Raw genomic sequence first — 20,846 nt, 5'->3', positions numbered from 1 at the left:
TGCGAGCAAAAGAATCACAGTCCTTTAATTACTCTAAAGTAATTACTTATCGCGGGATGGAGCAGTCTGGTAGCTCGTCGGGCTCATAACCCGAAGGTCGTAGGTTCAAATCCTGCTCCCGCAATCGCTTTGTTTAACGACAAAGCAGCAATACAAAGCTTCTGGTTTGGTAGTTCAGTTGGTTAGAATGCCTGCCTGTCACGCAGGAGGTCGCGGGTTCGAGTCCCGTCCAGACCGTTGTTTTTGGCTCGGTAGCTCAGTTGGTAGAGCAATGGATTGAAGCTCCATGTGTCGGCAGTTCGATTCTGTCCCGCGCCATAGGAATGCGGGTGTAGTTTAGTGGTAAAACTACAGCCTTCCAAGCTGTTGTCGCGAGTTCGATTCTCGTCACCCGCTTTGCATTTTTTATTTGGGGCCTATAGCTCAGCTGGTTAGAGCGCACGCCTGATAAGCGTGAGGTCGATGGTTCGAGTCCATTTAGGCCCATTACATTTTTAAACTGGTCCGTTGGTCAAGCGGTTAAGACACCGCCCTTTCACGGCGGTAACACGGGTTCGAATCCCGTACGGATCATGCAAACACTCTTGAGAGTGTTTTTTTATTACCCAAAAATGATCTTTTTATCATTTTCTCAAGCATAAGCAGTCAAAATTTGTTATAATCAGTCCGTTGCAAGTTCCCGAAAGGATTCGCAGCTGCGAAGATGCCTTGTAACCGAAACATATATTAGGGGGAATACAAAAATGACAGAGAAACACTTATTTACATCAGAGTCCGTTTCAGAAGGACACCCAGACAAAGTAGCCGACCAAATCAGTGATGCCATCTTAGATGCGTTGCTTGCCGAAGATCCAATGGCACGGGTCGCGTGCGAAACGTCAGTTACTACCGGACTGGTTTTAGTCTTTGGAGAAATTTCTACTTCTGCTTATGTAGATATCCAAAAAGTCGTCCGAGAAACCATCAAAGAAATCGGCTATACACGAGCAAAATTCGGCTTTGACGGCGACACGGTTGCTGTTTTAGTAGCGATCGATGAGCAATCACCAGATATCGCTCAAGGCGTCGATGATGCTTTAGAAAGTCGCGGAGAAACGGATAAAGAAGATATCGGTGCCGGTGACCAAGGCTTGATGTTTGGTTTTGCCGTTGATGAAACACCTGAATTGATGCCTTTACCGATTGCCTTGAGCCATCGGTTAGTCCGTCGTTTAGCAGAGTTGCGTAAAAACAATGAACTAAGCTACTTGCGTCCAGATGCAAAATCACAAGTAACCGTTGAATATGATGATAACGATCAACCACAAAGAGTGGACACCGTCGTTATTAGTACTCAGCATGATGATGCGGCTGATAATGAAACGATCCACCGTGATGTCATTGAAAAAGTGATCAAAGAAGTGATCCCTGCCGATCTTTTAGACGAGCAGACAAAATATTATATTAATCCTACTGGTCGTTTTGTGATCGGCGGTCCTCAAGGGGATGCCGGTTTGACTGGCAGAAAAATCATCGTTGATACTTATGGCGGCTATGCACGTCATGGTGGCGGTGCGTTTTCTGGAAAAGACGCAACCAAAGTTGACCGTTCAGCTAGTTATGCGGCTCGCTACATTGCCAAAAACATCGTAGCAGCAAAGCTAGCCAAAAAAGTGGAAGTCCAATTAGCCTATGCGATCGGTGTGGCACAGCCCGTTTCGATCAGCATCAACACTTTTGGTACCGGAACCGTCAGCAACGAGCGCTTGATCCAAGCGGTACGGGAAAACTTTGATTTGCGACCAGCAGGAATTATTGAAATGTTAGATTTGCGCCGTCCGATTTATCGTCAGACTGCCGCTTACGGACATTTCGGTCGTACAGATATCGATTTGCCATGGGAACGCACCGACAAGGTGGCGGCACTTTTGGCAAGTGTGAAGGATTAAAAGAGGCGACCTCTATTGATGACTATCAATAGAGGTTCTTTTTTTTGGAGTAAAAGGAGGAGTTACATGCGAACCAATGTAAAATTAGTCACCATTGCAGTTTTTGTCGCAACGTTTATGACCGCGATCGAAGGAACGATCATTACGACAGCGATGCCTACCATCGTCAGTTCATTGAAAGGAATCGAGATCATGAACTGGGTCTTCTCGATCTATCTTTTGACCAGTGCGATGTTGACCCCGATCTACGGCAAGTTTGCCGATAATATCGGCCGCAAACCAGTCTTTTTATTTGGTACGCTGCTGTTTATTATCGGGTCGGCGTTTTGTGGGATGGCCAATACGATGTTGACGTTGATCATTGCCAGAGCGTTGCAAGGATTAGGCGCAGGGGCCATGATGCCCGTTGCCCTAACGATCATTGCGGACCTGTATCCTGTTGAAAAGCGGGCGAAAGTCTTAGGGCTCAATAGTACTGCTTGGGGGATCGCCAGCGTCGTCGGACCCTTAGCCGGTGGCTTGATCGTAGATACGATCGGCTGGCATTGGATCTTCTTTATCAACGTGCCCATCGGATTAGGGTTGATCGCCTTGATTTGGTTTTATTTTCATGAAGAAAAAAAAGCCTTTGCTGCAGTCAACATTGATTATGCTGGCAGTCTCTTGTTGATGTTGACGCTAGTAGGGCTCCTGCTAGGCTTCCAGTTGCTGGGAGATTATGGTATGAGTCTGCCTGTCATCGGGCTATTCGTTTTTTCTGTCCTTACGTTTATCGGCTTCATTCGAGTGGAGAAAAAAGCAACAGATCCGATTATTGATCTGAAGCTGTTCCACTCAAAATTGTTTGTGGTGGTCAATATCGTAGCAGCTTTGGCGAGCGGCTTCTTGATGGGGATCGATGTCTATATCCCAATGTGGATGCAAGGGGTCTTAGGCATGAGTGCGGGGATTGGCGGGCTTGTGTTGGCACCGTTGTCGATTTTATGGATGATTGGTTCCTTCTTAGCCAGCCGTTGGTTGACACAACACAGTGTCAGTTGGGTCTTGACGGTTAGCTTAGTGATCACGGCTACCGGTGCTTTGTGGCTCTTTTTGACACCGGCACAGACGTCATTCTGGTTGTTCTTAGTGATTTCTTCTATTACGGGCGTCGGTTTAGGGGCAACGATGGTGGTTTGTACCGTTACTGCCCAAACCAGCGTTGCCCCCACCCAAGTCGGCGTGGCAACTTCTTTTAATACGCTGCTGCGCACGATCGGGCAAACCATCATGGTGGCGGTCTTCGGTATCGTTTTAAATACCAGTAATAGCATAGGCTTAGCACAGGCGCAAGTCACTGACAGCAGTGTCATGAATCAACTGGTAGATCCAGCCGCCGCGCGTCAGCTGCCAACCGCATTATTAGGACAATTACGGGAGATTCTTTATAGCGGTCTACACTGGGTTTTTGGGATCGGTGTTTTACTCATTGTGCTAGCGATTGGTTTGACCCGCACGATTTCGCGAGAATCTGGTACAATATAAAAAAAGGATCGCAGGTGATTGTATGGCTTTTTTACAAGCAAATATCTATTCAAATGTTCTTGAAATGGAGGTAATGATCGATGTGATCTTGCCTCAAAGTACCAAGAAAAAAATCGGCACCCAAAGCCAATCGACGGGCACAGATCTCCCAGTGCTTTATTTATTGCATGGGATGAACGGAAATCATAGTGTCTGGCAGCGACGGACGTCGATCGAGCGGTATGCCGCAGAGTATCAACTAGCGGTCATCATGCCGTCTACTGATCTAGGCTGGTATACTGATACGACCTATGAAATGAAGTATTGGACGTTTATCGCCGAAGAATTACCACAGATTTGCCATGAGCTGTTTCCTCAGCTGACGCAAAAACGAGAAAAAACTTTTGCAGCAGGTCTCTCGATGGGAGGCTATGGGGCTGTAAAACTTGGGCTGCGCAAGCCTGACCAGTTTGCGGCGGTAGCGTCTTTGTCTGGGGCATTAGCGCTGGCTGAAAGCATGGATTCCTTGCTGCAGCTGCGAAGCCAAGCTTATTGGGCAGGAATCTTTGGCCCTTTAGAGCAATTCAAAGGATCTGAAAATGATTTGATCCATCTGATTGAGACCATCGATCCAAGCACCGCGCCGCGTTTTTTTATTAGCTGCGGAACCGAAGATCAACTGTACCCGGCAAGTGAGTATGCGGCGGATAAGCTGCAAAAACGCAAAATAGCCGTAACGTTTGAATCGGGAACTGGGGATCATGATTGGAATTTCTGGGATCAATGGATCCAACGAGTCTTGCAATGGCTTTTTAGCGAATAAAAAAAACCATCAGTCGATCGACACCTTAACGTGCCGAGGACTGATGGTTTTTTCGTTCGATACAAAATAAGATCGGCGGCTGGTTCCGCTGATTGATAAATTGATAGGAAAGGACATTGAATGCCTCTTGCGGCAGCTGCTGACAAAAGGAGTGGACTTCTTTCAGCTCTGCTTCGCCGCCAGCGTGTCCATAATAGCAGACGAGGATGATTCTACCTTTCGGGGCTAAACGTGTCAGTAAAGCTTCTAAAGCCGTTTTCGTTGTATCAGGCAGCGTGATGATCGCTTTGTCCCCTTTAGGCAAGTAGCCTAAATTGAAAATGGCGGCGTGAACCGGACCACTCACAATATCTGCCAACGTCTCATGGCCTTGATGGATCAGCTGGACTTGCGCCAACAGCTCTTTTTCAGCCAACCGCTTTTTGGTAGCTTGCAGGGCTTGTTCTTGAATATCAAAAGCAAACACCTGACCAGTCGGTCCAACTAAGGAAGCCAGTAATTCCGTGTCGAAGCCGTTGCCCATCGTGGCATCAACGGCGGTTTGTCCCGGTTGCAGAACTTCTTTTAAAAGGGTGTGGCTATAGCGCATGGCGGTCGGCAGCATCGACTGGCTCCTTTCGCACATTGAATTTTCCTTGATAGGAGTTGCGGCGCAACATTTCTTGATCGATCTCATTCAAGACTTCCCATTTTTTCAAACTCCACATTGGACCTACCAGAGAATCCCATGGTGCATCGCCTGTCAAGCGATGAATGATGATCTCTGGGGGGATCATCTCTAACTGATCACAAATCAATGACACATAGGTATCGCGCCGCATCAATTGCAAACGTCCCTCATGATAATCCCGCAGCATCCGAGTATTGCGCATCAAATGCAGCAGGTGTAGTTTGATGCCTTGAATATCAGAATCTTGAATGGTACGGCGGACGTTTTCTTGCATCATCTCGATCGTCTCGCCTGGCAGGCCATTGATCAAATGGGTACAGACACGAATATTGTGTTTGCGCAGGCTGGCGACGCCGTCTAAGTAAGTTTGATAATCATGGGCGCGGTTAATGGCGTTGCTCGTGGTTTCAAACGTCGTTTGCAGTCCTAATTCGACCCATAAATAAAAGCGTTGATTGAGTTCTGCCAGATAGTCAACGACATCTGCTGGTAAGCAGTCTGGTCGGGTCCCAATGGAGATCCCGACAACACCAGGTAGTGTCAGCACTTGCTCGAAGCGCTCGCGGATCACTGCCACCGGTGCGTGAGTGTTCGTAAAGTTTTGAAAATAGACAATGTATTTGTCCACTTGCGGCCACTTTTTGTGCATCATGTCGATCTCTTTTTCAAACTGCTCTGGCAGCGGGGCTTCAGGTGCTACGATCATATCGCCAGAGCCGGACACACTGCAAAATGTACAGCCGCCTTTGGCAACGGTGCCGTCACGATTGGGGCAGTCGAAGCCGGCATCAATGGGGACTTTAAAGATTTTTTCGCCAAATTCTTGCCGCAAAGCAAAGTTCCACGAATGGTATCGTTTGTTTTTATCTTCTGCATAAGGAAATGGATTCATTTTTTTACCTTCTTTTATAATTGTTTACGGGTGAAGCGCCAGACAAAGCGTTTTTGCAAGTAGTAAGGGTAGGTCAATAGCAGCCAAGACAGGCCAACACAAAACCCGCCTAATACATCACTGGGAAAATGCACGCCAACATAGATGCGGCTAATGCCGATGCAACCGATCAATAGGCCTAACAGAATGCGGAGTCCCCATTGCCAAAACGGCTGCTTGAAGAAGACCGGGACCAAGAAGAGCAATGTCCCATAAAAAACCATACTGCCCGTCGAGTGTCCGCTGGGGAAACTGAAACTTGATTCCGTGACTAAGTGTTCAAGGGTTGGTCGCTCCCGTAAAAAGACGAGTTTGATCAATGGATTAAAGAGCCCAGCAATCCCGATGGTGCCGATACTGAGCCATAGTGCTTCTGCATAATATTTGTTGATCACTAAGACGGCTAAAACGGCGAGAAAGAGCAAGATGATCGTGGTAGGGTTCGCAAATTTTGTGACCCATAGAAAAAACGGTGTCCAAAACGGGTAGCCGCTGCGGATGATGCGAGTCAAGGTTTCGTCAAAGGAGACCAACCAAGTAGGATAAAATTTCACGAGATAGCCGAGAAAAACGAACAGCAGTAAAAAGCAGCTGCCGGCAAATTGAAAATATAGTTTTTTATGCATGGAAAAGCCTCGTTTCTAGAGAATTTCTGTCTCTACAAGCAAAGAGACATCTAGAAGGTATTATAGCATTTATCGCACGACGGAAAAAGCAGGGGACTAATCAAGGATTCTCCCACTTTCAAAGAATAGCTTTCGTTTGGTTAAATACAAACTCTTCATTTCAATAAATGTTTGTTTGATTACAAAGAGTTTACAGTTTCTGAAATCGGCTCAAATACCTTTTATAAATTCTTAAGAAATTGTATACTAAATCTACGTTCACTATAAGGAAAAAACGGAGGAATAACGGACATGAACACGAGTCAATCAAGAAAAGTACATCGTCAAGCAGACCAATCGGGCGATAAGTATCGAGTGATCAAAAAAAGTGCAGTTGTTTTAGGAACGACACTGACTGCTTGCTCTGTTGTAGCTCCATTGGTGTCATCGGTTCAAGCAGAAGCCGTAGAGACCTCGATCGCCCAAGTTTCTACTAGCAATTTTGCCGCGCCGAATACTTCCGCATTTATTGCCGAAATCGCTACGTACGCTCAGCCCGTGGCACAAGCCAACGATTTATATGCTTCTGTGATGATCGCACAAGCCATTTTAGAAAGTGGTTGGGGCCGAAGCAGTTTATCAAAAGCACCAAATTATAATTTATTCGGGATCAAAGGCAGCTACAACGGTCAAACCGTTTATATGAGTACCTTGGAGTACTTGAACAATCAATGGTTGACTATGAATGAACCTTTTAAGCGCTACCCATCTTACACGCAATCATTCGAAGATAATGCACGTACTTTACGCTCAACCTCTTTACAAAGCGGTGTCGCGTATTATTCTGGCGCTTGGAAGAGCAATACGACTTCATATCTTGATGCAACCGCATGGCTAGCAGGTCGCTATGCGACTGCACCAAACTATGCTTCTTCCCTGAATGCCGTGATCCAACAATTTGGTTTGACGCAATATGACACACCAGCTTCTGGCAATGCCGGTGGTGGTGCCACAGCTAGCGCATCAACCAATACCACGACTACAACGGCAGCTGTTAGCACGAGCGGCAGTCAAACCTATACAGTCGCTTCAGGCGATTCGGTCTGGTCGATTGCTAACAAACATGGCATCTCCATGGATCAGTTGCGCAGTTTGAACAACATCAAAAACGATTTTGTTTATCCGGGGCAAACGTTGAATGTCAACGGCAGCACCCAAAGTACTTCGACAACTTCAACAGTATCGATCGTCAATCGTAATACTTCAGCAACTACATCAGGCAACACCTATACCGTAGTTTCTGGCGATTCGGTCTGGTCGATTGCCAATAAGCATGGCATTTCGATGGATCAATTCCGCAGCTTGAACAACATCAAAAATGATTTTGTCTATCCAGGGCAAAAAGTTGTCGTCAGCGGTGGATCGTCTACGAATACCAGCAGTACTACGACCGTCAGCACGGCATCAACGGCTAGCCAAAGCAGTGGCGGCACCTACACGGTGGCAGCTGGCGATTCGGTCTGGTCGATTGCTAACAAACATGGGATTTCGATGGATCAATTCCGCAGTTTGAACAATATTAAAAACGACTATGTCTATCCAGGACAAAAGGTGGTTGTCAGCGGTAGTTCCGCAACGAGTACTACAACAAGCACGACCGTCAGTAGCCAAACCAGCAGTAGTGCTGCAGGCAATACCTATACGGTGGCAGCGGGTGATTCAGTCTGGTCAGTTGCCAATAAACATGGGATTACGATGGATCAATTCCGCAGCTGGAACAACATCAAAAATGATTTTATCTATCCAGGACAAAAGGTGGTCGTTAAGCAAGGCGGCACGGCAGCTACCACCAGTACTTCCACGACAAATGGTTCTTACAAGGTCGCATCGGGGGATTCCGTTTGGGGAATCGCAGATAAGTTCGGCATCACGACGGATCAATTTATCCAATGGAACAATATTCAAAATAACTTTATTTACCCAGGACAAACAGTTAGGGTAAAATAGATTGCTATTCCTAATGATTTTTGTTAGGATAAGTGCAAAGAAACTTTCACGTTTGAGAAGGAATAGTAGAAGTACGGTGGGACTTTTAGAGAGTGCATGGTTGGTGGAAATGCACAGCACACCTTTCGAACTCGTCTTCGAGTGATATCTGACTGAACCTGAATTGGCTAGGCAGATACGGCGATGGCCGTTAAAACATCGAGGTCTGCTTTTTTGAGGAGCAGATAAACTTAGGTGGTACCACGTTGATAACGTCCTATAAAAATCATAGCGATTTTTATAGGACTTTTTTTAAGTTTTGCTAGTTGATTTGACGAGCAAAACACCAATTTTTAGGAGGAGTCCATCGTGAATTACAATCACAAAGAAATCGAAAAAAAATGGCAAAAATATTGGGCGAAGAAAAATGAATTCAACACCCATGATGAGCCGGACAAACCAAAATTTTATGCGCTAGATATGTTCCCATATCCATCTGGACAAGGATTACATGTCGGACATCCAGAAGGCTATACGGCTACGGATATCTTGAGCCGCTTCAAACGCAGCCAAGGCTACAATGTACTGCACCCAATGGGCTGGGATGCCTTTGGTCTGCCTGCCGAACAGTATGCATTAGACACTGGAAATGATCCAGCGGAATTCACAAAGAAAAACATTGAGACCTTCCGTCGTCAAATCAATTCGTTAGGCTTCAGTTATGACTGGAATCGTGAAATCAACACGACAGACCCTGAATACTACAAGTGGACCCAATGGATCTTTACCAAGCTTTATGAAAAAGGGTTAGCTTATGAAGCTGAAGTTCCAGTAAACTGGGTACCAGAGCTTGGAACTGTGATCGCCAATGAAGAAGTCATTGACGGCAAGAGCGAACGGGGCGGCTATGATGTGATCCGCAAACCGATGCGCCAATGGATGCTGAAAATCACGGCGTATGCTGATCGTTTGTTGGACGATTTAGAAGAAGTTGATTGGCCAGAAAGCATCAAAGAAATGCAACGCAATTGGATCGGACGTTCTGTCGGAGCCAACGTAACGTTTAAAGTGGCAGGGATGGAAAAAGACTTTACCGTCTTTACGACTCGCCCAGATACCTTGTTTGGTGCGACCTACGCCGTATTGGCGCCAGAACATGAGCTAGTGGCCCAAATCACTACCCCTGAACAAAAAGCAGCCATTGATGCCTATGTAGAAGAAGCATCGAAAAAATCTGATTTGAACCGAACAGATTTGGCCAAAGAAAAAACCGGTGTCTTCACTGGTGCCTATGCCATCAATCCCGTGAATGGCAAAGAGATCCCGATCTGGATCGCCGATTACGTTTTGGCTTCTTATGGAACAGGTGCGATCATGGCGGTTCCTGCCCATGACGAACGTGACCACGAATTTGCCAAAACATTCGGCTTAGAGATCATTCCTGTATTGGCAGGGGGCAACGTGGAAGAATCTGCCTATACCGAAGATGGACTGCATATCAATTCAGACTTTTTGGATGGGCTAGACAAAGAGACTGCCATCGAAAAAATGGTCGCATGGTTGGAAGAAAACCATGTTGGGAAAAAAGAAGTCAGCTATCGTCTTCGCGATTGGTTGTTCTCTCGTCAACGGTATTGGGGGGAACCAATCCCAATCATCCATTGGGAAGATGGGACGACTACGACGCTTCCTGAAGATCAGCTGCCGTTGCGTTTGCCAAAAACCGACAATATCAAACCAAGCGGTACTGGTGAATCGCCATTAGCCAATGTCACGGATTGGGTCAATGTCACCGACCCTGAAACTGGGAAAAAAGGACGTCGGGAAACCAATACGATGCCGCAATGGGCTGGAAGTTCCTGGTATTTCTTACGTTTTATCGATCCTCATAATAAGTCTGTTTTGGCTGACTACGATAAATTGAAACGCTGGATGCCAGTCGATATTTATATCGGTGGCGCAGAGCACGCTGTCTTGCATTTACTTTATGCTCGCTTCTGGCATAAATTCTTGTACGATATCGGTGTTGTACCAACGAAAGAACCATTTGAAAAATTGTTTAACCAAGGGATGATCCTTGGGGAAAATAATGAAAAAATGTCAAAATCCCGCGGCAACGTCGTCAATCCAGATGATGTCGTCAACCAATACGGTGCGGACACCTTGCGTTTATATGAAATGTTTATGGGACCACTGGATGCATCGATCGCTTGGAATGAGAATGGTCTTGAAGGCAGTCGCAAATTCTTGGATCGCGTGTGGCGCTTGATCGTCGATGAAAATGGCAAAATGCGCGACCGCATCACGACATTCAACGATGGCAAATTGTCGAAAGTGTACCATCAAACCGTTAAGAAAGTGACGGAAGATTTTGAGCAGCTGCACTTCAATACGGCGATTTCCCAATTGATGGTCTTCGTCAATGAAGCCTACAAAGCCGATGCCTTGCCTTACGAATATGTCGAAGGATTTGTGCAGCTATTGGCTCCGATCGCACCGCATATCGGGGAAGAGCTCTGGTCGATCCTCGGAAATGACAATGGGATCTCATATGTGCCATGGCCAACCTATGACGAAAGTGCCCTAGTGGAAGATGAGATCGAAGTCGTCTTTCAAGTCAATGGCAAAGTTCGCGCCAAAGCAATGGTGCCAGCGGATGCCGAAAAAGCAGTGCTTGAACAATTGGCGCAAGAAAACGAACTTGTCCAAGAACAGCTCCAAGGAAAAACGATCCGCAAAGTGATCGTTGTACCGAATAAATTGGTCAATATCGTTGCAAACTAAACGCTAAAAACGTAGCTGCCTAACAGATCGACAGTCTGTTAGGCAGCTTTTTGGTAGCGACAAAGAAAAAAAGTGTTACTGAGTGGTTCTCAGCAACACTTTTTTGTTATTTTTTGCGAATGATCCCATAGAACAAAGCGGCTGTTGCGACCAATGGAATCAAGATCACTAGTAGAAAGCCGTTTGGATACGTAGCGCGAGTGAAAATTTCTGATGAAGCATCACTTCCGCCAAATAGATGATTGGAAATCATGAACTGAGCCATCATAGCAACGATTGCGACAAAACCAATTGCAGCACCAGTACCGACGAATAATTTTTTCTTTGCGTTGTTCATTACATTTGCCCCTTTTATAGTCTCTATGTATCATTATACAAAATTTGGATACGTGTTCAATCTGATTTTGTCAAATAATTGATTCGTAATACACTTGAAATGTTTCTGACATATTTAAGCGCCAAAAAAGCCAAAATTCCGCTTGTTAGCGATCATATTATTCGCTGATCCTCACAGACTCTCGTATAATAAAGAAAGAGAAAAGAAAGAGGGGACTTACATGGAGTATCAATCATTTGAAGGCCAAACGGCTTTTTTTGAAGATTATGCACGGATTGCCAAACCTGGCTATGAAGAAGAGGCAGTCACTGCCGATGTCTTGGAACAGTTGAATCAACAATTAACAGAAGAAGAGCTGTTTTACCGTTTAGCAGCCGAAGATGCCAAAGAAGGGCAAGTCTTTTTGTTTCCTTTCAGCAAGCGAATGTTTACCGAAGACCTTGACGCTGCCATTTCAACAGAATTCCGTTATGATGGCGCACCCTATGTCTATGAGACTTACGAAGACGAACAACCTTAATCACGCAGAAAAAAGCTTTCAGATGATTTAACCGATCATCTGAAAGCTTTTTTGGTTGAGGCATTGCTATTAATGCTTGGCTTGCTGCTGTGCTAAGGTCAAGTCACCAATGTAAGGGACTTTTTTTCCGGCAACTTTCAAGTATTGTTCGGCACCTTTGCCCGCAATAATCACGATATCACGACTGTCTGCTTCAGCGATCGCCGATTTGACGGCTTGTTCCCGATCCATCTCAAGAATGACGGCAACTTCAGGATTGATGATAGCGTCGGCGATCTCTTGGGCGATCGCCGATGCTTCTTCAAAATCAGGATCATCGCTAGTCAGATAGACTTTGTCCGCATATTCTCCTAATGCTCGTCCCATATCTGCTCGGCGAGATTGGGCTTTGCCACCCGCACTACCAGTGACAAAAAGCAGGCGGCCATCTGGGCGCAATTGACGGGCAAGTTCACTTAATGATTGGAAGCTAAGGTAATTGTGGGCATAATCAACAATCATGACCGCCCCATTTTCTTTTTCTAAAACGATCATTCGTCCAGGGATGATCACTGTCGGCAGGACTTTCTGGGCGTCCTCACGAGAGGCACCCGCTAAGCAGGCAGCCAAAATCGCCGCTGCGGCGTTCTCATGGTTGAAAGAACCTAAGATCCCCAGTTGATATTCACCAGAGACTTGCAAGACATCAGAAGTAGCTGTCAGGGCAAAACTCTTTAGGTCCATTCCTTCTTGAACGACATAATCGGCGTCTGAACGTCCGTAGGTGATATAAGGAACTTTATGGACTTCACAAGTTTCTCGCAGCAAGTGGTAGTGATCACTTTGCCGATTTAAAATCATTTGTTTGCTGTTGCGGATCAGTTCCCGTTTGCAGTAAAGGTAATCATCATAAGTCGGGTGTTCCACCGGTCCAATGTGGTCAGGCGAAATATTCAAGAACGCGCCAATATCAAAGGTAATACCGGCGACCCGTTTGGTTTTATAGGCTTGGGAAGAAACCTCCATCACAAGATGGGTCAGGCCGTTTGCGACAGCCTCGGCCATCATTTTATAGAGATCCAGTGTTTCGGGGGTCGTTAACACTGCTTCATTAAAGGTTTTTCCATCGACTGAGTTTTCCTCAGATGAAAAGAATGCTACTTTTTGACCCGTCGATTCTGCTAAAATCGCCCGAGCAAAATAGGCGCAGCTGGTTTTGCCTTTTGTGCCAGTGATGCCGATGGTCACCAGCTGTTCTTGCGGGTTGCCATAAAACGCTTGGGCGATCACTGCCATCGTTTCTCGAATGTCCGTAACAATGATCCCGTAGGTTGCGAAGTTGTCATAAGGTGTTTCTGAAATGTAGCACTGAATGCCTTGATCAATGGCGGCGGCTAGGTAGCTTTCTTTAAAAGAAGCCCCTTTACAGAAAAAAAGCGTCGCCGCATCGGCTGTTCGCGAGTCGTAGCTTAATGAGGTAAAGGCAAGATCAGTCATTTCTTGCGGCACGGTATAAACCCAATCAGTGGGGGTGATGATTTCTTTCAATAGGTTTTCCTGCAATAAGAGCTTGCGGATCTGGGGCACGGTAATGAGTTCCTTTTGCATCATTGTTCTCCTTCATTCCTCTAAAGATTTCTCTTATTATAGCATAACTCCTAAAAACCGCCGTTTGGGAGAGAAAAGTTTTCTTTTTTTTCTCCTTATTTTGAAGAAACTTTAAGATGTTGCAAAAATAGATTGCGACCAACCCTTTTTCGAATTAAAATGGAAGGGATATGTTTGTAGAAAGTTGGAGATAATGGCGATGGATAATCACATGCGTTCAGTGTCAAAAGAATTAACTACACAAGAAAAAATGGCTCAAGGATCTGCTTGGATGACGATGGGAAATATCGGCTCACGTTTGCTTGGCGCCATTTACATTTTACCCTGGTATTATTGGATGGGGGCAAATGCTGATAAAGCAAATGCGTTATTTGGAATGGGCTATAATGTTTACGCCTTATTTTTAATGATCTCCACTGCGGGGATCCCATCGGCAATTGCCAAACAGATTTCTTTTTATAATTCTCGCCAAGAATACCGCACGAGCCAGAAACTCTTTTTAAGAGCCTTCCAATTGATGGCAGGCTTTGGCGTGGTGACCGCCGGCATCATGTATTTGGCAGCCCCATGGTTGGCAACGGCTTCAGGTGGTGGAGAAGAATTGATTCCTGCAATGCGCTCATTGAGCATTGCACTATTGGTCTTTCCTTGTATGAGTGTCATGCGAGGATACTTCCAAGGGAATCAAGACATGAAACCTTTTGCGATCTCGCAAGTGGTGGAACAAATCGCCCGCGTCTGCTATATGCTTTTAGCGACCTTCATCATTATGCGGGTCATCGAAGGCGAATACACGGCAGCAGTGACGCAATCGACTTTTGCCGCCTTTATTGGTGTCTTAGCAAGTATTTTGGTTTTAGGCTATTACTTCCAAAAGCAACGGGTGCGGATGGATGTCTTAGTCGATATGAGCAAAGAAGAAACCGTGCTGCAAACCAAAGAATTGGTTTTAGCGACCATCAAAGAAGCGATCCCTTTTATTATCGTTGGTTCTGGGATCACGATTTTAAAATTGGTGGATCAGTACACCTTTGTACGGATCATGAGTAGTTTTACTGAATTTTCAAATGACCAGCTCTTAGAATTAATGGCGATTTTCGGTAGCAATCCTGATAAGCTGACGATGGTCGTTATCGGATTAGCTACTTCCATGGCTTCAACAGGCTTGCCTTTGATCAGTGAAGCAGTCGCCAAAAAGGACAAAAAGAACTTAGCTAAATTGATCAGCAACAACTTGCAATTGTATTCCTTTGTAATGTTCCCAGCGACCTTTGGGATGATCGTACTGTCTTATCCCTTATACACCTTGTTTTATCGCCCAGATGCGTTAGGGGCGAGCGTCCTAGTCGCTGCCTGTCTGTCTGGACTGGTCTTAGGCTTGTTTATGCTTAGTTCCAGTATGCTTCAAGGAATGTACCACAACAAAGAAGCCGTTACTTTCTTCTTTGTAGGGTTGCTGGTGAAAGTGATCTTGCAATACCCAGCGATTCGGTTGTTCCAAGTTTACGGCCCATTGGTTTCCACCACGATTGCTCTAGGGATCGTTTGCTGGCTAAATATTCGCAAGATGATTCGCAAAGGCCATTTCAATGTAAACTTGACGTTGCGACGGACATTATTGATTGGCGCGATGACCATCATTATGGTGATCGCAGCGTTGATCGCTCGTCAACTCTTTGGGCTTGTCTTGAGCTCTGAAAGAAAAGTTCAAGCCTTTATCTTGAGCTTGCTAGTAGCAGGAGTCGGTGGCAGTGTGTACATCTACATTGCGCTGAAATTACGTTTAGCTGAAAAACTGCTCGGCTCATCAATGGTTCGTTTGCGCCAGAAATTACACATCAAATAAAACCAGAAGCAGTCGCTGAGCCTCCATTGCGAGACCTTGGCGGCTGTTTTCCATGAAAGGAAGAAAGCAATGCGTTTAGACAAGTTTTTAGCGGATATGGGTTATGGCTCCCGCAAAGAAGTGAAACAGTTGATCAAAAAAGGTCTCGTGACCGTCAATGGACAAGTCATCAAGAGTGACAAAGCGCAAGTACTAGAAACACAAGATACCGTTTGTTTTGAGGGGGAACCCATCGTCTATCAAAGCCAGTTTTATTATTTACTAAATAAACCCGCTGGAGTGATTTCGGCAACCGTCGATTCCTATGAAGAGACGGTCTTAGATTTGTTTTCTGAAGAAGCGTTTCGCGAAGATTTGTTTCCAGTAGGACGGTTGGATAAAGACACCGAAGGCTTTTTGCTGATTACGAACGATGGCGGATTGGCGCATCAATTATTGTCGCCTAAGAAGCATGTGGAAAAAGAATATTATGCCCAAGTCGAGGGAATCATGACAGCGGAGGATCAAAAAACCTTTGCCAAAGGCATCAAATTAGACGGCGAGTGGACCTTGCCGGCTGAACTGCAGATCCTCAACGTCGATGAAGAAGAAACGCGCAGCGAAATCAAACTGATTCTCCATGAAGGCAAGTTTCATCAAGTCAAACGGATGGTCCAGGCAGTAGGAAAAGAAGTCGTTTATTTGAAACGGATTCGCATGGGAGGCCTGTCCCTGCCAGATGATTTGGCATTAGGCGAGTATCGGGAATTAACTCCTGAGGAATTGGCGAAGCTGCAAGAGCGAGGATAAGACGATCGGCGAGCTAAAGAAATTCTTATAAAAGTTGTTATTCGGCTGCAATATTTGTAAAAAAAGCCCGTTTTATAGGTGATTTACATGAAAATTTGCAACAATAGACTTTAAACTGTTGGAAAAACCCTCTTTTTTTTCATGAATAAGCATGTTACAGTAGCCAAGCTACTAAAAAAAGAAGGAGTTACCTCATTGAAGAAAAAGATTTTTTTATTGCTCGCCCTTACGTTGCCGCTTTTCCAGCCAGCTGTCAGTTATGCTGCTGAAACCAAGAGCAGCGAGGAACTGACGGTTTTGACCACAGAACTAGCCTCTTATGAAGAAGAAGTCACGACTAGCCAACAGAAAGTCACAGCGCTGGAAAGTCAATTAGCAGATTATCAGGAAGAATTAAACCAATTGGCAGAAGAAAGCAAGGAAGTTCAAACGCAGATCGCTGCTCTGAATGACCAAAAAGCCCAGCACCAAGGAAGCCAAGCGCAAAGCAGCCTGGTAGTCGATGGACCGCAAGCCACGATCCAGCAACTACGCAAGTTTAGTGAAACACAAGCAGCTTTACGGGAAGTAAACCAACAGTTGGCGGAAAAAGAAGCCGAACAACAACGTATCACTTCGTACCAAACCTTGACGCAAGCCCAATTAGTACATAGTAAAGAACAACTAGCAACAGCAAAAGAAGAATTGCAGAGCCAACAAGAGCAGCTGCAGCAGACGCAAGCGCAAGTACAAGACTTGCAAGAAAAAGTGGACAAAGAAGCAAAAGCCGCTGAAGAAGCAAAACAAAAAGCCAAAGAAGCAGCAGAGAAAGCGGCAGCCAGTGAATTTTCACTGCCAATCACGGGCTCCGTGTCGATCTCCAGCGGTTTTGGTACTCGAGCTGACCCAACTGGTTTTTCAGGGACGCAGCATGACGGGATCGACTTCACCGGTCAAGCGGGGGAGAAGATTGTCGCCGCTCGTGATGGACAGGTAGAAGATGCTGGCTATGGCCCAAGCACTGGAAACTACGTGATTTTGGCTCACGATAACGGCTTTTACTCGTATTATTTTCATTTAACAGCTGTCAGTGTCTCGAAGGGGGCGACCGTTGCAGTCGGCGACCAAGTCGGTACGATGGGGACGACTGGAAATTCGACAGGCGTCCATCTGCACTTTGGACTAAGTAAGACGTTGTGGTCAGAGTTCGTTGATCCAGCAGCTTACTTGCCGCTATAAGGCAAAGCTCCGAGTAGAAACATTGAAAACAATCATCTGAAACCAAAAAGCATGACTGACAAGAGGGGGTTCCTCAAGTCGTCATGCTTTTTTTGTTTACCACAAGCCCGGTTGAGCGATGATCACTAACTGTTCTTTGGTAAAGGGATGCTCTAGATGCAATTCGTAGCCATGCAGCAGCAAACGCGGCGCTGGTTTGTTTTGGTAAAGCGGGTCACCAACGACTGGATGACCGATGCTGGCAAGGTGGACGCGAATTTGGTGGGTCCTCCCCGTATCTAACACACAATACACATCGGTCGTCTTTTGTTGGGCGTGGGCGATGGTTACATGAGTGACGGCTGACTGACCGTTGCGGGGGTCAATGATCCGCTTGCGCCGATCGTGACGGTCACGACCGATTTTTTTGGCGATCGTTTGATCTTGCGTGAGTTTGCCCCAAACCGTGGCTTGATAGCGGCGGAAAATCTGTTTGTTTTCCAACATTCGGCCCAAGATCGGCAACACCAAGGGATTTTTTGCGAATAAAACGACACCGCTGGTTTCTTTGTCTAGACGATGGACCACATAAGGCTGCTGCTGTTTCGGCGCAAGGTAAGCAGCTGCATCATTCAACAGGGTATCTGCTTCTAATGGCTGATTGGGGTGCGTCTTGACCCCGGCTGGCTTGTTCAGTACCAATAAGTGCTCATCTTCAAAAAGTACGTCGACTTTGTCTGCTTGGCCTAACTGGATCGGCTGGTAGCTGTAATCACTGTCTTCAATGATCAAAGTGATTTGATCGCCGCCACGAACTTCTTGATGAAACATCGCAGGCTGCTGATTGACGGCCACATTTTTCCGTGTGCGCAGAAAATGGCGCACTTTTCGTGGGACGAGCCACTCCTGTTCCAACAACTCGCGAAGCGGCATGGGCGGGTGATTTTCGGGTAAAGTCATGGTGTATTCCATAAAAACGTCCTTTCTTTGCTGTTCGCTACCGACTATTATAGCATCTTTAAGCTTTTCTTATAAAAAAAACAATAAAAAACAGAGTATTCAATGCTAGAATAATAAAGCATTCTTTTCGAATGAAATTACGTCTAGAGCCGTATAACAAAGAAAGTCATTTATGCTACACTTAACCAAAGGAGCGTGAAGTAATGGATTGGAAGCACATCCTTCACAAAATAAAAACCGGTTGGCTGACCTTTTGGCGCTGGTTAAAACCATATTTGCAGCAATTTCATCAATGGCGCAAACGGGTTTGGAAAAAATACCACGTAAATAAAATTTTTATTTTACTTAGTTTAGTTGCTATTTTAATCATGAGCGGGTATTTGTTTTATATCGCCAAAAATACGAAAGTTAGTGAATTAGAGTCAGGTCTGAAAGAATCAACGGTGATTTTTGATGCCAATGGCGATGAAGCAGGGCAATTGTACTCGCAAAAAGGCACGTACGTTTCTCTTGATGCCATCTCCAGTGATGTAGTCAACGCCTTGATCTCAACCGAAGACCGCAACTTCTATAATCACCACGGATTTGATATCAAGGGGATCGCTCGGGCAGCCCTACGCATGCTGGTTAACCGCAGTGCCGAAGGCGGTGGGGGAAGTACCATCACCCAACAGCTTGCCAAAAATGCCTATTTGTCCTTGGATCAAACCTTTAGTCGAAAAGCCAAGGAGCTTTTCTTAGCGATCGAGATCGAGAAGAAATATTCCAAAGATGAGATTTTGGAAATGTATTTGAACAGTTCCTATTTCGGTAACGGGGTTTGGGGCATTCAAGATGCCTCGCTAAAATATTTCGGTGTCAATGCTTCTGAACTAAGCGTGGGAGAAGCTGCGACGTTGGTGGGGATGCTCAAAGGTCCTTCGATCTATAACCCGATCGACAATCTGGAAAACGCCACGAACCGTCGCGACACCGTCTTGAGTTTGATGGTGGATAACGGCAAGTTGGACCAGTCCGTTGCTGACCAAGAATCACAAGTTGCCTTAGCCAATTTACTGTATGATGGATTTGGCAATTCAGAATCTGGCTATAAGTATCCTTATTATTTCGATGCGGTCATCGATGAAGCCGAATCCTATGGGTTGGATGCTGATGATGTCATGAATCGCGGCTACAAGATCTATACAGCGCTGGATCAAAACTACCAAGCACAAATGGAAGCTGCCTATAAAAACGATGCCTTGTTCCCTGAAAATGCCGCTGATGGCACGATGGTGCAATCTGGCTCTGTCGCACTTGATCCGAATACCGGTGGGGTGCAAGCGGTGGTGGGTCGTCGTGGCGAGCACGTCTTTAGAGGCTTTAATTTTGCCACGCAAATGAAACGTTCACCAGGCTCCACGATCAAACCGATCAGCGTCTTCGCCCCTGCCCTAGAAGCTGGGTTTGAACCCGATAGTATCCTGAAAGACGAGCCCCTTGATTTTTATGATGCTCAAAACTTTGATGGGACCTATGCTGGCGAAGCAGTCATGTATCAAGCCCTCGCCCAAAGCTTGAATCTGCCAGCAGTTTGGCTGCTGCATGAGATCGGCTTAGATCGTGGGTACAGCAAAGCACAAGAATTCGGTCTTTCCTTGACTGAATCCGACAAATATTATGGCTTAGCATTAGGTGGTTTGGAAAAAGGGGAATCACCAATGACGATGGCAGCAGCGTATGGCGTTTTCGCAAATGGCGGGTATTACTACAAACCGCATTTGATCACCAAAATCGTTGATTCTACCGGTGCCGTGATCGTTGACAATACGTCTGTGCAAGGCAAACGCGTGATTTCTAAAGAGACCGCTGATAAAATGACGAGCATGATGCTGGGTACCTTCTCTAACGGGACGGGGGTTAGTGCTAGTCCGTACGGCTTTACGATCGCCGGTAAGACGGGTACGACAGAGACCAACTTTGATGCTTCTAAGGTCAATGACCAATGGATCGTCGGCTATACTCCTGATATGGTTCTGTCAACCTGGCTAGGATTTGAACATGTGAGTGAAGATCATTACTTAACGGGAACTAGCGGACAAGTCGTTGGGAAAATATTTAAAGCAGAGGCCGAAAGCTTACTGCCTTATAGTCAAGGCACTCAATTCCAAGTTGCAGACGCTTATTGGACAGGCGGAAAATTGATGGCAGCCGATGAAGTACCAGATCCTGAGAGCAGTACGTCACAAAATGGCAATGATTGGCAGCAAACCATCGATGACTTTGCCGAAAGCGCCAAAGAAGGCATGAAGGAATTCGGCAGCAAGATCAAAGAAGGAACGAAAGAACTGTTTGGTGGCTTGTGGAATTCCATCAGCGGAAATTAAAGGAATTACGCAAC

The 20,846-nt window shown here is 45.8% G+C and carries 16 protein-coding genes, 6 tRNA genes, 1 riboswitch and 1 other annotated feature; of the genes, 16 read left to right on the top strand and 6 right to left on the bottom strand.

Annotated features, from left to right (window positions below; translation table 11 throughout):
- Positions 1-50 precede the first annotated feature (50 nt).
- The 9 genes from ENLAB_RS07490 to ENLAB_RS07450 all read left to right on the top strand — a co-directional run bounded on the left by ENLAB_RS07490 (position 51) and on the right by ENLAB_RS07450 (position 4,254).
- Positions 51-124: transfer RNA gene (locus tag ENLAB_RS07490), tRNA-Met, on the top strand.
- 39 nt (positions 125-163) lie between these two features.
- Positions 164-237 (top strand) — tRNA-Asp (locus ENLAB_RS07485).
- 8 nt (positions 238-245) lie between these two features.
- Positions 246-318: transfer RNA gene (locus tag ENLAB_RS07480), tRNA-Phe, on the top strand.
- A gap of 7 nt (positions 319-325) precedes the next feature.
- A tRNA-Gly gene (locus ENLAB_RS07475) sits at positions 326-396 on the top strand.
- A gap of 16 nt (positions 397-412) precedes the next feature.
- Positions 413-486, top strand: a tRNA-Ile gene (locus tag ENLAB_RS07470).
- Positions 487-501: 15 nt separating this feature from the next.
- Positions 502-573: transfer RNA gene (locus ENLAB_RS07465), tRNA-Glu, on the top strand.
- 91 nt (positions 574-664) lie between these two features.
- Positions 665-746, top strand: a riboswitch (SMK box riboswitch).
- On the top strand, positions 744-1,928 hold the full coding sequence (gene metK / locus ENLAB_RS07460) for a methionine adenosyltransferase (protein WP_005233362.1): 1,185 nt from the start codon (positions 744-746) through the stop codon (positions 1,926-1,928). It overlaps the preceding riboswitch by 3 nt.
- Positions 1,929-1,994: 66 nt before the next feature.
- Positions 1,995-3,452: an MDR family MFS transporter gene (locus tag ENLAB_RS07455; protein WP_077452374.1), complete on the top strand. Its 1,458-nt coding sequence runs from the start codon at positions 1,995-1,997 to the stop codon at positions 3,450-3,452.
- Positions 3,453-3,474: 22 nt separating this feature from the next.
- A complete protein-coding gene (locus tag ENLAB_RS07450; protein WP_077452373.1) occupies positions 3,475-4,254 on the top strand; it encodes an alpha/beta hydrolase in 780 nt (259 codons plus the stop codon).
- A gap of 25 nt (positions 4,255-4,279) precedes the next feature.
- Here the strand turns inward: ENLAB_RS07450 and mnmM are convergent, their stop codons facing one another.
- From mnmM to ENLAB_RS07435, 3 genes are read right to left on the bottom strand one after another with little or no spacing between them, the layout of a single operon-like run.
- On the bottom strand, positions 4,280-4,858 hold the full coding sequence (gene mnmM, locus ENLAB_RS07445; protein ID WP_244353310.1) for a tRNA 5-(aminomethyl)-2-thiouridylate-methyltransferase MnmM: 579 nt from the start codon (positions 4,856-4,858) through the stop codon (positions 4,280-4,282).
- Positions 4,833-5,816, bottom strand: coding sequence for a tRNA modification radical SAM protein MnmL/YtqA (mnmL, locus tag ENLAB_RS07440; RefSeq protein ID WP_244353308.1), 984 nt, complete (start codon positions 5,814-5,816; stop codon positions 4,833-4,835). Before mnmL ends, mnmM begins: the two co-directional genes overlap by 26 nt.
- 14 nt (positions 5,817-5,830) lie before the next feature.
- Positions 5,831-6,481 (bottom strand): phosphatase PAP2 family protein, encoded by a 651-nt coding sequence (locus tag ENLAB_RS07435; RefSeq protein WP_081117844.1) that lies wholly within the window; start codon positions 6,479-6,481, stop codon positions 5,831-5,833.
- Between the two features lie 291 nt (positions 6,482-6,772).
- Here ENLAB_RS07435 and ENLAB_RS07430 point away from each other — a divergent pair, with 291 nt between their 5' ends.
- Both ENLAB_RS07430 and leuS read left to right on the top strand, forming a co-directional pair.
- Positions 6,773-8,467 (top strand): muramidase family protein, encoded by a 1,695-nt coding sequence (locus ENLAB_RS07430; protein WP_144771246.1) that lies wholly within the window; start codon positions 6,773-6,775, stop codon positions 8,465-8,467.
- Between the two features lie 42 nt (positions 8,468-8,509).
- Positions 8,510-8,729: a binding site (T-box leader), on the top strand.
- A gap of 86 nt (positions 8,730-8,815) precedes the next feature.
- Positions 8,816-11,230, top strand: coding sequence for a leucine--tRNA ligase (gene leuS / locus ENLAB_RS07425; RefSeq protein WP_077452369.1), 2,415 nt, complete (start codon positions 8,816-8,818; stop codon positions 11,228-11,230).
- Between the two features lie 106 nt (positions 11,231-11,336).
- Here the strand turns inward: leuS and ENLAB_RS07420 are convergent, their stop codons facing one another.
- On the bottom strand, positions 11,337-11,567 hold the full coding sequence (locus ENLAB_RS07420) for a hypothetical protein (RefSeq protein WP_005233376.1): 231 nt from the start codon (positions 11,565-11,567) through the stop codon (positions 11,337-11,339).
- Between the two features lie 220 nt (positions 11,568-11,787).
- Between ENLAB_RS07420 and ENLAB_RS07415 the strand changes: the two genes are divergently transcribed.
- A complete protein-coding gene (locus tag ENLAB_RS07415) occupies positions 11,788-12,087 on the top strand; it encodes a DUF5960 family protein (RefSeq protein ID WP_008382014.1) in 300 nt (99 codons plus the stop codon).
- A gap of 69 nt (positions 12,088-12,156) precedes the next feature.
- Here ENLAB_RS07415 and murE read toward each other — a convergent pair whose 3' ends face one another.
- Positions 12,157-13,674, bottom strand: coding sequence for a UDP-N-acetylmuramyl-tripeptide synthetase (murE, locus tag ENLAB_RS07410; RefSeq protein WP_244353306.1), 1,518 nt, complete (start codon positions 13,672-13,674; stop codon positions 12,157-12,159).
- Between the two features lie 199 nt (positions 13,675-13,873).
- Between murE and ENLAB_RS07405 the strand changes: the two genes are divergently transcribed.
- The 3 genes from ENLAB_RS07405 (at position 13,874) to ENLAB_RS07395 (ending at position 17,527) form a co-directional block, all read left to right on the top strand.
- A complete protein-coding gene (locus ENLAB_RS07405) occupies positions 13,874-15,520 on the top strand; it encodes a putative polysaccharide biosynthesis protein (RefSeq protein ID WP_244353304.1) in 1,647 nt (548 codons plus the stop codon).
- A 69-nt stretch (positions 15,521-15,589) separates the two neighbouring features.
- Positions 15,590-16,309 (top strand): pseudouridine synthase, encoded by a 720-nt coding sequence (locus ENLAB_RS07400; protein WP_077452366.1) that lies wholly within the window; start codon positions 15,590-15,592, stop codon positions 16,307-16,309.
- 141 nt (positions 16,310-16,450) lie between these two features.
- Entirely contained in the window at positions 16,451-17,527 is a 1,077-nt protein-coding gene (locus tag ENLAB_RS07395; protein ID WP_369522130.1) for a M23 family metallopeptidase, read from the top strand.
- 96 nt (positions 17,528-17,623) lie between these two features.
- Here ENLAB_RS07395 and ENLAB_RS07390 read toward each other — a convergent pair whose 3' ends face one another.
- The gene (locus tag ENLAB_RS07390) at positions 17,624-18,478 is read right to left on the bottom strand and encodes an RluA family pseudouridine synthase (protein WP_077452364.1); all 855 of its coding nucleotides are present in this window, start codon (positions 18,476-18,478) and stop codon (positions 17,624-17,626) included.
- Positions 18,479-18,669: 191 nt separating this feature from the next.
- Between ENLAB_RS07390 and ENLAB_RS07385 the strand changes: the two genes are divergently transcribed.
- Positions 18,670-20,832 (top strand): PBP1A family penicillin-binding protein, encoded by a 2,163-nt coding sequence (locus tag ENLAB_RS07385; protein ID WP_081117837.1) that lies wholly within the window; start codon positions 18,670-18,672, stop codon positions 20,830-20,832.
- The last annotated feature ends 14 nt before the right edge of the window (positions 20,833-20,846 follow it).

It is taken from the genome of Enterococcus innesii (genome assembly GCF_022846515.1).
Classification (GTDB): domain Bacteria; phylum Bacillota; class Bacilli; order Lactobacillales; family Enterococcaceae; genus Enterococcus_D; species Enterococcus_D innesii.
This window is presented reverse-complemented; position numbering and strand designations above follow the sequence as displayed.

Excerpts from the sequence above, each read along its gene's own strand:
- mnmM (WP_244353310.1), bottom strand. The coding sequence starts at position 4,858 with ATGCTGCCGACCGCCATGCGCTATAGCCACACCCTTTTAAAAGAAGTT.
- ENLAB_RS07455 (WP_077452374.1), top strand. The coding sequence starts at position 1,995 with ATGCGAACCAATGTAAAATTAGTCACCATTGCAGTTTTTGTCGCAACG.
- ENLAB_RS07435 (WP_081117844.1), bottom strand. The coding sequence starts at position 6,481 with ATGCATAAAAAACTATATTTTCAATTTGCCGGCAGCTGCTTTTTACTG.
- ENLAB_RS07415 (WP_008382014.1), top strand. The coding sequence starts at position 11,788 with ATGGAGTATCAATCATTTGAAGGCCAAACGGCTTTTTTTGAAGATTAT.
- mnmL (WP_244353308.1), bottom strand. The coding sequence starts at position 5,816 with ATGAATCCATTTCCTTATGCAGAAGATAAAAACAAACGATACCATTCG.
- ENLAB_RS07390 (WP_077452364.1), bottom strand. The coding sequence starts at position 18,478 with ATGGAATACACCATGACTTTACCCGAAAATCACCCGCCCATGCCGCTT.
- murE (WP_244353306.1), bottom strand. The coding sequence starts at position 13,674 with ATGCAAAAGGAACTCATTACCGTGCCCCAGATCCGCAAGCTCTTATTG.
- ENLAB_RS07395 (WP_369522130.1), top strand. The coding sequence starts at position 16,451 with ATGAATAAGCATGTTACAGTAGCCAAGCTACTAAAAAAAGAAGGAGTT.
- ENLAB_RS07450 (WP_077452373.1), top strand. The coding sequence starts at position 3,475 with ATGGCTTTTTTACAAGCAAATATCTATTCAAATGTTCTTGAAATGGAG.
- ENLAB_RS07430 (WP_144771246.1), top strand. The coding sequence starts at position 6,773 with ATGAACACGAGTCAATCAAGAAAAGTACATCGTCAAGCAGACCAATCG.
- ENLAB_RS07420 (WP_005233376.1), bottom strand. The coding sequence starts at position 11,567 with ATGAACAACGCAAAGAAAAAATTATTCGTCGGTACTGGTGCTGCAATT.
- ENLAB_RS07400 (WP_077452366.1), top strand. The coding sequence starts at position 15,590 with ATGCGTTTAGACAAGTTTTTAGCGGATATGGGTTATGGCTCCCGCAAA.
- metK (WP_005233362.1), top strand. The coding sequence starts at position 744 with ATGACAGAGAAACACTTATTTACATCAGAGTCCGTTTCAGAAGGACAC.
- ENLAB_RS07405 (WP_244353304.1), top strand. The coding sequence starts at position 13,874 with ATGGATAATCACATGCGTTCAGTGTCAAAAGAATTAACTACACAAGAA.
- ENLAB_RS07385 (WP_081117837.1), top strand. The coding sequence starts at position 18,670 with ATGGATTGGAAGCACATCCTTCACAAAATAAAAACCGGTTGGCTGACC.